This window comes from Alteromonas halophila (genome assembly GCF_014651815.1).
GTDB lineage: Bacteria > Pseudomonadota > Gammaproteobacteria > Enterobacterales > Alteromonadaceae > Alteromonas > Alteromonas halophila.
In genome coordinates this window covers 67345-79016 of the sequence record NZ_BMXP01000006.1, presented here as the reverse complement: position 1 = coordinate 79016, position 11672 = coordinate 67345, and the positions used below count along the sequence as shown (strand labels likewise).

The 11672-nt window shown below is 50.8% G+C and carries 11 protein-coding genes; 7 read left to right on the top strand and 4 right to left on the bottom strand.

The window, feature by feature from the left end:
- Positions 1-2: 2 nt before the first annotated feature.
- Positions 3-182: a hypothetical protein gene (locus tag IE054_RS12325; RefSeq protein WP_189406772.1), complete on the bottom strand. Its 180-nt coding sequence runs from the start codon at positions 180-182 to the stop codon at positions 3-5.
- A gap of 220 nt (positions 183-402) precedes the next feature.
- Between IE054_RS12325 and ahpC the strand changes: the two genes are divergently transcribed.
- The 6 genes from ahpC to IE054_RS12295 all read left to right on the top strand — a co-directional run bounded on the left by ahpC (position 403) and on the right by IE054_RS12295 (position 7572).
- A complete protein-coding gene (ahpC, locus tag IE054_RS12320) occupies positions 403-960 on the top strand; it encodes an alkyl hydroperoxide reductase subunit C (protein ID WP_444541877.1) in 558 nt (185 codons plus the stop codon).
- A gap of 80 nt (positions 961-1040) precedes the next feature.
- Positions 1041-2630: an alkyl hydroperoxide reductase subunit F gene (gene ahpF, locus IE054_RS12315; RefSeq protein WP_189406770.1), complete on the top strand. Its 1590-nt coding sequence runs from the start codon at positions 1041-1043 to the stop codon at positions 2628-2630.
- Between the two features lie 302 nt (positions 2631-2932).
- Entirely contained in the window at positions 2933-5056 is a 2124-nt protein-coding gene (locus IE054_RS12310) for a TonB-dependent siderophore receptor (protein ID WP_189406768.1), read from the top strand.
- A gap of 12 nt (positions 5057-5068) precedes the next feature.
- Positions 5069-5614 (top strand): hypothetical protein, encoded by a 546-nt coding sequence (locus IE054_RS12305; protein ID WP_189406767.1) that lies wholly within the window; start codon positions 5069-5071, stop codon positions 5612-5614.
- A 1-nt stretch (position 5615) separates the two neighbouring features.
- The gene (locus tag IE054_RS12300) at positions 5616-7058 is read left to right on the top strand and encodes a PepSY-associated TM helix domain-containing protein (protein WP_189406766.1); all 1443 of its coding nucleotides are present in this window, start codon (positions 5616-5618) and stop codon (positions 7056-7058) included.
- Between the two features lie 73 nt (positions 7059-7131).
- A complete protein-coding gene (locus IE054_RS12295; RefSeq protein WP_189406765.1) occupies positions 7132-7572 on the top strand; it encodes a cupin domain-containing protein in 441 nt (146 codons plus the stop codon).
- Positions 7573-7603: 31 nt separating this feature from the next.
- On the opposite strand, the gene IE054_RS12290 is transcribed toward IE054_RS12295, so the two are convergent.
- Entirely contained in the window at positions 7604-9808 is a 2205-nt protein-coding gene (locus IE054_RS12290; RefSeq protein WP_189406763.1) for a YgiQ family radical SAM protein, read from the bottom strand.
- 122 nt (positions 9809-9930) lie between these two features.
- Here IE054_RS12290 and IE054_RS12285 point away from each other — a divergent pair, with 122 nt between their 5' ends.
- A complete protein-coding gene (locus tag IE054_RS12285) occupies positions 9931-10404 on the top strand; it encodes an EVE domain-containing protein (protein ID WP_189406762.1) in 474 nt (157 codons plus the stop codon).
- On the opposite strand, the gene IE054_RS12280 is transcribed toward IE054_RS12285, so the two are convergent.
- Both IE054_RS12280 and IE054_RS12275 read right to left on the bottom strand, forming a co-directional pair.
- Entirely contained in the window at positions 10394-10969 is a 576-nt protein-coding gene (locus tag IE054_RS12280) for an exopolysaccharide biosynthesis protein (protein WP_229805123.1), read from the bottom strand. The genes IE054_RS12285 and IE054_RS12280 overlap by 11 nt on opposite strands.
- 113 nt (positions 10970-11082) lie before the next feature.
- Entirely contained in the window at positions 11083-11661 is a 579-nt protein-coding gene (locus tag IE054_RS12275; RefSeq protein WP_189406761.1) for an exopolysaccharide biosynthesis protein, read from the bottom strand.
- Positions 11662-11672 lie beyond the last annotated feature (11 nt).

Below are 11672 nucleotides of genomic sequence, written 5' to 3'. Positions count from 1 at the left end.
TTTTACTCTTCAACAGAGAAAATGCGAATAAGTCTGTTATCCCTCAGCGAATCCTGAAGTGCGTAGTCGCTAGGCAGGTTGCGCGGGCAATGGCCGTCGCCTTTCGTACCTTCCCTGATAAGTGTAGCGGGTTCGATGTAAAAGTGGCTGGCGATGGCAGGGTATGTTGCGCTTTTAATCATATTTGTCGCTCGATCAATTATTATTGATTGGTATTTGTGATTAAATGATTCAACAATACCAATTATCCAACCTGCCTGTGCTTCGTTATTATTATTCCAGTTTCAAGAGGCGGCGAATTAACCCAATGCAAACCGCTTGGCAACATTCTTCGTAACCAAGGGAGTTTGACGGTCACCGTCAATCTCACTGAAAACTTCAAAATGGAGATCTAACATGGCATTGATTAACACTGCAATTAAACCCTTCAAAGCGACGGCTTTCAAAGATGGTGAGTTCATCGAAGTCAGCAATGAAGACATTAAAGGTAAGTGGTCAGTATTCGTATTCTATCCTGCTGACTTTACGTTTGTATGTCCTACCGAACTGGGTGACATTGCGGATAAGTATGAAGAGCTTCAGTCACGAGGCGTAGAAGTATTTTCAGTGTCTACTGATACACACTTCACCCACGCAGCATGGCATGAAACGTCTGACACAATCGGCAAAATCAAGTTTGCGATGATTGGTGACCCAACAGGCGAAATTACCCGCAACTTCGACTGCATGCGTGAAAACATGGGACTTGCCGACCGTGCAACATTTGTTGTCGACCCGGATGGCATTGTACAGGCCATGGAAATCACTGCAGAAGGCATTGGCCGTGACGCAGATGACCTGGTACGCAAAATTAAAGCTGCACAATATGTAGCGGAGCACCCAGGTGAAGTATGCCCGGCGAAGTGGAAAGAAGGTGAAGAAACACTGGCACCTTCACTGGACCTGGTAGGTAAAATTTAAGCATCACACGTTGCTGTATCCGCCGAGAGTGGCAGCTGCCACTCTCTTTTCCTGAATCTCGATGAAAAGGCAGAATAACCGTGTTAACTAAAGAAATATTACAGGCATTGAAAGGCTATGCTGAATCGATGCAGAAAACCGTAACCTTTGTCGTACAGACCGGTGAGCATAGCAAGCGTGAAGAGCTTGTGTCGTTTCTGTCCGACATTGCAGGTGTCAGCGATAAAATTAAGGTGGAGGAGCGTGACACAGACGGACTGCTGCGCAGTGCGGTCAGCTTCCTGCTGGAAGCTGATGGACAGGATACCGGGATCCGATTCTCAGGCATTCCTGGTGGACATGAATTTAACTCTCTGGTGCTTGCATTATTGCACGCGTCAGGGACCGAACTGAAAATTGATGAAAGTCTTCGCGGGATCGTTGAAGGCGTAAAAGACGAGCTGAACTTTGAAGTCTTTATCAGTTTAAGCTGCCACAATTGTCCGGATGTTGTGCAGGCGCTGAATCAGTTTGCGTTACTGAATCCCAACATCACCACCGAAATGATCGATGGTGGACTGTATCAGAATGTGGTGGAAGAACGGGACATACAGGGTGTACCAAGTGTCTACCTGAATGGTGAGCTGTTCGCTAACGGCAAGGTCGATGCGGCCATGCTGATTGATAAACTGATTGAACATGATCCTTCTCTTAAAGAAGCAAACAAAGGCCAGTCACTGCCAATGCAGGACGTGACGGTCATTGGCGGCGGCCCTGCTGGTGTGGCGTCGGCAATCTACAGCGCCCGTAAAGGTCTTAAAGTGACAGTAGTTGCTGATCGCTTTGGCGGTCAGGTAAAAGACACGATGGGCATTGAAAACCTGATTTCTGTTCCAAAAACGACCGGACCGGAACTGGTTGGCAATCTGATGGAACACATGAACGATTATGACATCACGCTTAAAGAGCACGTTCGGGTCGATAATATCGAACAGGGTAATGTGAAAACAATTACGCTCAGCTCTGGCGAAGAGATCCGCAGCCGGTCAGTGATCCTGGCAACGGGTGCGCGCTGGCGGGAACTGGGCGTGCCCGGTGAAAGAGAGAACGTCGGCAATGGGGTGGCGTATTGTCCACACTGTGACGGGCCGTTCTTTAAAGGCAAAGATGTCGCCGTAATCGGAGGCGGTAACTCAGGTATTGAAGCGGCGCTTGACCTTGCCGGTATTGTTAAGTCGGTTACGGTATTTGAGTTTATGCCTGACCTGAAAGCCGATAAGGTCCTTATCGAGCAGGCTGAAAAGCGTGATAATATTACCATTATCAAAAACGCCGCAACCAGCCAGATCCTGGCAGAGGACGGTAAAGTCAACGCCATTGAGTATCAGGACAGGGCCACCAACAAACAGCATACCGTCGAGGTTGCAGGGGTCTTTGTTCAGATTGGTCTGGTGCCGAACAGCCAGTTCGTGAAAGACGTGGTTGAACTGTCGCAATACGGTGAAATTATTATTGACGAGAAATGTCATACGTCTGAGCCAGGAATTTTTGCCGCTGGTGATGTGACAACAGTGCCGTACAAGCAGATTGTTGTGTCGATGGGTGAGGGCTCGAAAGCCTCCCTGGCAGCGTTTGAATATCTGCTCAGTCATGAAGTGGCAGAGCCTGAGGAAGAAACACAGGCGGCCTGAATCCGAAGGTGACTGAAAAAAGCCAGCTCAGTTTAGAGCTGGCTTTTTTGTAGGTGACGCTCCGTCTTAAAATACCTTGCCATAAACAGGGTTATTTTACGGCAACATCATCAACTTTAGAGCGTAAGCGTACATCCTGATATAAAGGTACAAGGCATCGCCTTAGGGTGCGTTAAGAAAAATGACAAAGGTTATTAATCATCAATTAAGATGCGCAAATGATAACAATTACTATTAACAATTGTGTTTGTGTTTGGTAGAGTACAGTGCGATGACTCAACAACAAACGAAAAACGCACACTATGACTTTCGGAAAAACTCTGTTAAGTGCAGCCATTACTGCTGCGATCGCTTTGCCTGCCAACGCGCAATCTGACAAGGACGCCGACGAAAAAGCCATTGAAAAAGTAGAAATTGTTGGTAAACGCAGCCCGTTTGGGGCGACTAAAACCAATACTCCTATTGTTGAACTGGCGCGAACATTATCAATTGAAACAGATCTGGATATTCGTACCAAGGGTGCGCTCAACCTGTCTCAGACTGCGACCTATATGGCCGGTGTTACAGGCGAAACCTATGGGTTTGCAACGCGTGTCGATTCGGTATCGTCACGAGGCTTGAGCATCCCCCGCTATCGCGACTCTATTCAGGAATTGTTTGGCAGCTATAATTCAACCCGTGCAGAAGTGTATACGATGGAGCAGGTCGAACTGCTGAAAGGTCCGGCTTCCGTGTTATACGGGCAGGGGTCTCCGGGCGGAATTATGAATTACGTGTCTAAAACGCCCAAAGCCGGACAGGGCAGTGAAGTGATGCTGCAATACGGGACGTTCAGCCGCGCTCAGGCGAATGTCGACATAAACGGTGCACTGAGCGAAGACGGCAGCGTGCTGGGGCGCTTTGTTGGTGTTTACCGTGACGCCGACACCCAGGTTGACTATGTAACCGATGATACCAAAGTCCTGATGCCGTCGATGACATACATGCCAACGGACAATACAACACTCACTGTCATTGGTTTGTTTCAGGATACAGAAAGTGATACCGCCGCACAGTTTATTCCCGTTGAAGGGACGCTCGAACCGCTGTCTGATGGTAGCTATCTTCCGGATCAGAATGTGTATGCCGGTGAACCCGGCTTTAATAAGTTTGATACTCAGTCAAACCAGGTCACGGTACTGGGTGAACATATCTTCAACGCCTCGACCTCTCTGTCATTCACCGCACTATGGCGTGATGGCGAAGCGGACTATCATCAGGCCTGGCCCACCTTTACCGGTGGCTCACGTTACTTAAATGCCTATATTGGCCAGCAGGTCGTTGCCTCAGACACGGTAGCCCCCCGAACCTTTTATCAGGCAGATAATACCTTTAATCAGCATGCGTTTGATGTACGCCTGATGAAAGCCTTCACCACTGGCGCACTGGAACACGAAGTGTTGGCAGGCGCGCAATATCAGAATGTCGATACAGATGCCAACTCCGCCTATTATTTTGGTGGTGGCGCCCTTTCCGGAGACTTTGACTACGCGTTGGATCTGGCCAATCCTCAGTATCCCGGCGCACCTGAGCAAAGCGTCTTTGATGCTATGTACAACGACCAGCCTGAGCAAACAGTGAAGGACACCGGGCTGTATCTTTCTGATCATATCAGTATTGATAACTGGCGATTCACACTGGGTCTGCGCCATGATCGGGTTGACAATGATAATGGCAGCAGTACGCAGGAAGACTCTCAGACCTCGTATTCAGCTGGCGTGCTGTATCAGCTGGGCAATGGCTTCTCACCGTATGTCAGCTATGCTGAATCCTTTGAAACTGTGGTGGGCGTTACCCGCACGGGCGAGCAGCTTGATCCGGAAGAAGCCAGGCAGTACGAAGCGGGTCTGAAATATGAAATGCAGGCGGTGCCAGGTTACCTGACGCTGGCCTATTATGATATTGAAATTTCCAACCTGCCAAATCCAAACAGCCTGCCTGCAGAAGCCGCACAGCAACAGGGTAAATCCACATTAAGCGGGTTTGAACTGGAGGGACGTGTCGATCTGGGTACTGTCACCGCTCAGTTTGCTGCATCTACCATTGATGCTGAAGATCCCAATGGCTACAGACTGTCAGCGCAACCTGATAGTAATGCTTCACTGTGGCTGACCTGGTCACCGCGGCAGGTTGCAGGTCTGCGCCTGGGCGGCGGTGTGCGTTATGTGGGCGAAAGTGTATCTGAAAATGCCACCGTACGCTATGAAACGCCAGACTATACGCTGGGAGATATCATGGTAGGGTATACGCTTAATGATAACCTGGATTTGCAGTTAAACGTACGTAATGTGACCGACAAGGAGTACCTGACTTCCTGTCTGGCCCGAGGCGATTGTTTCCCGGGCCTGAGCCGTACGGTTAATGCCAGCGTGACCTACGCTTTTTAACCGGAGTAAAACATGGTATCGCTTCTCCTTGCGTCAGGGATATCCCTGGCGGCTATTGCGAGCCTTTACAGAAGCTGGCGCCAGCAGGCGCCGGCGTTTCTGTATCTGAGCATCGCACTTTTTATTGTCTCCTGTGTACTCTGGTCATACAGTCAGGGCTGGGAGTTCGGTCTGGTGTACGCCTTGTGTTTACCCGGTCTGCTGGTATGGCCATTTATCGGCCTCAACCAAAGCCGCCTGCCTGCACCTAAAAACCAGCCATCACCCCGACAGATAAAAGTAACGGCAAGGCAAACCGCCACTCATTTAGGCCATACCCTGGTGGCACTGCCCGGGTTAATGATCACCAGCCTGCTGACGGCAATGGCGTTTAGTCTGCGTCTGCCTTTTGCTGATACCGGACAGCTGGCAACCGGCGTTGTATTGCAGCCTCTGCTTTGGGGCTTGCTGGCTTACCATTATTTTGCGACAGGAGCGAAGGGCAAGGCGCTGCTGATCTATCTGAGTTTAAGTGTGATAAGCACACTGCTTTTACTGTACCTGCCAGGACTGAATTAATATGGAGAAAGCAACTAAACAAGCGGCACTTAATGCCCATAGCTGGGTCGGTGTGTTTTTAGGCATATTGCTGTTTCTTGTGTGCCTGTCTGGCACGCTGGCTGTGTTTCATAAAGAATTTGAGCGCTGGGAACAGCCTGGTATTGAAGAAATGGAGCAGGTAGACCCGGCAACCGTGGAAAAGGCGATGGCCGCGTTCCGCGCACGTCATCCTGAGGCCACCGAGCATGAGTTCGTTGTTTTTCCTACCTCCGGGATCCCGCGTTTGGTGGTTGAAAACGATGATGTCGCCTATTTTGCAGACAGCGACGGCAATCTGATTGAAAAAGAGCGTTCGCCGTTCACTAAGATGCTGGTTGATCTTCACTTGTATCTTAATCTGCCGCATAGCTGGGGCATGATCCTGGTCAGTGCACTCGGGGCAATTATCTGTACACTGGTTGTGACCGGCATAATAGCGCATAAACGCATTAAAAAAGATGCCTTCACGCTGCGCCGTGGTGGTAACCGTCAGCAGTATAAGATTGACCTGCATAACCGCTTCGGGCTGTGGGCTGCGCCGTTTCACCTTATGATCGGGGTTACCGGCACGTATTTTGGTATGGCCGGTCTCATCATCCTGCTAATGTCACAACTGTATTTTGATGGTAACAGGCAGGCAGCAGTGGAAACGGTATTTACGCCTGAGCCTGAACTGACGCAGCCGGTAGCGACGCCAAATCTGCAAAAAGCGGTGGCTCAGTTAGAGACACTGGCACCTGACCAGCCCCCTATATTTATTACCGTTCATGACGTTAACAGCCCGGCTCAATTGATTGAAATTTACACCCAGGTACCCGGTAAGATGATTTATTCCGAGAATTATCGCTTCGATACGCAGGGAAATTTTCTGGGCAATGCCGGCTACAAAGACGGTCACTGGGGCAAACAGTTAATTTATTCGATGTACCGGCTGCACTTCGGCGATTTTGCCGGTATTCCCGGTAAACTGCTGTATTTTGTGCTGGGAGTAATGCTGACCGTATTGTGTGTCAGTGGCATAGACATCTGGTTGGCGAAGAAAGCCTTTCCTCCCGTTCTGACGCGCCTGTGGCATGCCACGGTATGGGGAAGCATCAGCGCGCTTGGGCTGACTGCGCTGGCTGGCATGGTCAGTGACGTGTCGCTTGTTGCCTGCTTCTGGGGATTGATGATACTCAATCTGGTATTTGCTGTGGCACTCAGAGGATTGTCTAAGCCGGTATGGCTGGCCATCGCCGGTGCCAGTGTACTTGTCCTGCTGATCAGCTATAGTGTACTGCACACCAGTGACAGTCTGACGCTGGCTGCGCTGCAGGTGAATATTCCCTTGCTGGTGTTTGTTATCTGGAGTTGCAGAAAGGCGCTGAAGGCCAGAGATTATCAAAGTTTTGCGGCAATACAGGCGCAAAACAGCACACCCTGAACGGGCCTTGATACGCCCCTGCAACGTTTACTGGCAGGGGCGCAAAGTAATCTGTCTGACAACGGTGAAAACCATGAGCCAAGTAATAAAGGTAAGCACACTATGCCTGGCGTTGCTGAGCATTTCTGCGCAGGCTGAAACAATCGAGACTGGGGTTATCTCTCAGGCGGAGGCTGAAGTAGAGAAAGGCGATGGCTGGGCCTTTTACAGCTATTTTACCGGCTCGTCCTACGGTGTTGATAAAACACTGACCGGTATGGCAGTGATCGAGCCCGGCCAGCAGATCCATCCGCCACATCAGCATGCAGATGAAGAATATTTGCTTATTACGCAGGGGCAGGGCGAGTGGAGTGTCGAGGGCGAGACGTTCAGCGCCAGTGCCGGAGACATGCTGTACGCTGCGCCATGGGATGCGCATGGTGTCAAAAATACCGGTGACAGCCCTTTGGTATTTGTTGTGTTTAAATGGCACAGCAAAAATAATGCAGTGCCGCCAAAGCCTGACGCTAAGTGACGCAGGGGCCGCGCAAGACGGCCACACATTGTCATCGCTTGGCAGTTGGCTTTACCGCTGACGGCTTGCCGGACGAGCGTCCAGGCTTACTGTTTTGTTTGCCCCGACGCTGAAAGTTGGGCGGAAGCCCGGTATGCTTGCTTAATGCTTTTTCGCCGCCTTTTGCCTTACGTGCCTGCTGGCGCTTTTCGTCTGCGCTTTGTGGTGGCACCAGATGGTGTGGCCCGCGACCAATTAAATCCTCGCGCCCCATTTTTTTCAGCGCCTCGCGGATCTGTGCAAAGTTCTTCGGATCGTGGTAGCGCAGCATAGCTTTGTGCAGGCGCCGGTGTATTTCACCTTTCGCCGAGGGCACACTGTCACTGTCTTTTTTCACCTTTCGGGTGGCGTCGACTTCGGTATGGTACATGGTTGTCGCGGTCGCCATTGGCGACGGATAGAAATTCTGTACCTGATCCAGTTTAAATTTATTTTCCTTCAGCCAGATCGCCAGGTTCAGCATATCTTCATCGGTCGTGCCCGGGTGCGAAGCAATGAAATAAGGAATAAGGTATTGCTTCTTACCGGCTTCCTGCGAATATTGGTCAAACAGTTCCTTGAACCGGTAATAGCTGCCCATGCCGGGCTTAAGCATTTTTGACAAGGGCCCGTCTTCGGTATGTTCGGGGGCAATTTTCAGGTAACCCCCCACGTGATGCAGGGCTAGTTCTTTTACATAGTCCGGATCTTCCACCGCGAGATCGTAGCGTACACCCGAAGCAATCAGGATTTTTTTGATCCCAGGCAGTTCACGGGCGCGACGATACAAATCGATAGTGGGTTTATGATCGGTATCCATATGCGCACAAATGCTGGGGTACACACAGGATGGGCGACGGCAGGTCGCTTCGGCTTTTTTGCTCTGACAACGCAGCCGGTACATGTTTGCGGTTGGGCCACCCAGGTCAGAGATAACACCGGTAAAGCCGGGCACCGTATCGCGAATTTGTTCAATTTCGCGAATGATTGAGTCTTCAGACCGGCTTTGAATGATCCGGCCTTCATGCTCGGTAATTGAGCAGAATGTGCAGCCACCGTAACAGCCTCGCATAATATTCACACTGAAGCGGATCATGTCGTAGGCAGGAATTTTGGCATCGCCATAGGCTGGGTGCGGTACCCGCTGATAGGGCAGATCAAATACGGCATCCATTTCTTCGGTTTCCAGCGGCATTGCCGGCGGATTAACCCACAAGTGACGGTCGCCATGACGCTGCATCAGCGCCCGGGCACAGCCCGGATTGGTTTCCTGGTGTAAAATACGCGACGTATGGGCGTACAGCATTTTGTTATCGCGTACGGTTTCAAATGCAGGCAGTTTTACATACACATTTTCCCAGGGTTTACGTCGACTATCAGGCTGTACCACGATGGCTTGAGGTTTGCCATCATCGGCGTTGCCGGATTGATCCGCTTTGTCGCAGTCGGGTTGTTCCTGATACGGACTGGGGATTGGGTCGATTTTTCCCGGTCTGTCCAGCGAAGTCGAATCGACACCCTGCCATTCAGGCAGCGCCTGTTTGACAATAAGCGCTGTGCCGCGAACATCGTGAATGTCTTTGATGTCCTCTCCCGCAGCCAGCCGGTGCGTGATTTCGACTAATGGGCGTTCGGCATTGCCAAACATCAAAAGGTCGGCTTTTGCGTCAAACAGCACATAACGTCTGACTTTTTCGCTCCAGTAATCATAGTGAGCAATGCGTCGCAGACTGGCTTCAATACCGCCTAAGATCACAGGCACGCCCTTAAACGCTTCACGGCAACGTTGTGAATAGACGGTGACTGCGCGATCTGGCCGTTTACCGCCTACATTGCCTGGAGTGTAGGCGTCGTCATGACGAAGTTTTTTGTCTGCAGTGTAGCGGTTGATCATGGAGTCCATGTTGCCGGCGGTCACACCAAAGTACAGGTTGGGTTTACCCAGCTTCATGAAATCGTCTTTGCTGGTCCAGTCCGGCTGGCTGATGATCCCCACGCGAAAGCCGTGTGCTTCAAGTACCCGGCCTACTACGGCCATGCCAAAACTGGGGTGATCCACATAGGCATCACCGGTGACCAGAATAACATCGCAGCTGTCCCAGCCCAGTTGATTCATTTCCTCCCGGGACATGGGTAAAAAGGGGGCGGTGCCCAGGCAGTGGGGCCAGTATTTTGGGTAAGAAAAAAGGCCGCGTTCGGCTTTGATAGTGGCGTGCATAACATTCACATAGCGGAGAAATCGCGCGTAGTGTAGCAGAGCTTCGAAAATAGCTCACATTAATTGTTCAGCAGGGCGCCTTTGATACACTGTACGCCTGATGCCGAAAAGGAGAAAAGCCTGTGGCTAACTGGCTGTTTAAAACTGAGCCTGACACCTTCAGTATTGATGACTTACGCGCGCGGTCCGGACAGACCGAGCCCTGGGAAGGCGTTCGCAACTATCAGGCGCGCAATTTTCTACGCGATGAGGTGCAGGTCGGCGACAAGGTATTTATTTACCATTCAAGCTGTAAACAGGTGGGTATTGCGGGTATAGCAGAGGTCGTCAGGGAAGGGTACCCAGACCCGGTACAGTTTGACAGCAACAGCCCGTACTACGATCCTAAAGCCTCCGAAGCGTCACCGCGCTGGTACCGTGTTGATGTGAAGTTTGTAGAAAAGTTTGCTGAAGTTTTACCGCTTAAAACCATCAAAGCCATGCCCGATATTGTTGAAGTAGGGCTTGTTAAAAAAGGCCATCGCTTGTCTGTCATGCCGGTGAATGACAACGAATGGCAGCGCCTGGTACAGGCAGCAAAACGCACTACAGAATAAGTGTTGTCACAACCAGGTAGGCTGTGCCTAGTTGCAGCATCATACCGATAAAAATAAATAACCCGTCATGATTGGCCATGCCAATGGCGGTAATAGCCAGTGCCAGACTGGGCAGGGTAACGGCAAACGGAACGAATTCCAGCGGTATCATACATAGCGCAGCGACACCGCAGTACACCGCGACCAGGTTTTTACCCGGTGAAACGGATAAAAAGATCCCCCGAGGGCGGAACAGTTTTTCCATCCGGTAAATATACGGCTGGGCATGGCCGACGCCTGTCAGCAGCTTTTCTTTTGGGATGGACTGGTTTTGCAGACGTTTGGGTATCCACGGGCTGTGACGGCCCAGAGCCACCTGAATACACAGAATAAAAAGCGTGACTGCACACATCGAGGCAACGCCGGGTATGGCCCCGGTGGGGAGCAGCGTAATCAGCGCAGGTACCAGCAACAGTGGCCCAAAGCCCCGGTTTTCAAAGCGCCTGACCAAATCTCCAAATCGCAAGTCGTCTTCGGTCAGTTCTTCGCCAAGGTTGTCGAGCATTGCGCTGATTCGTTGTCTCAAAGAATTACTCTGCTGTTTTCGCTACACGTTGCTTGATACCGGTATTGATTAAAAAAAGTTTATAGTTTTTGTCTGCCGGTCATTTTTAGTACGCGCGAATATAAAAGCACGCCTTACAGGCTATTCATAGCTTGCATTACCAGATACACGGTGCCAAGTTGCAGCACAATGCCGATACCAATAAACAAGCCATCACGGTTGGTCATACCAATCGCGGTAATGGCCAGCGCAAAACTAGGCAGGGCAGCGGCAAACGGTAACAGTTCCAGGGGGATCATGCACAGCGCAGCGGCTCCGCAATAGATGGCAATAAGGTTTTTCAGTGGCGCTGAACTTAACCATCTGGCACGTGGACGAAGGTAATGCTCGACCTTTGAAACGTAAGGCTGCGCCTTGTCGACGCCGGTTAAAATCTTTTCGCGGGAAATAGCCTGCTGCTTAAGCCGTTTGGGAAGCCAGGGATGGTCTTTATTCACGGCAACCTGAATACAAATCAGAAAAATCGTGATACCACACAATGACGGGACACCGGGGATGGCGCCGGTTGGCAGGAAGGCAAGCAGTGACGGAATAAGGAGCAGTGGGCCAAACCCGCGATCCTCAAACTTGCCAACCAGCTCGCCAAAACTCAGCTTTTCACCCTGAATATCGTTATCCAGGTTACCTAATATTTCACTGACACTGTCTTTCACACGCACTTCCC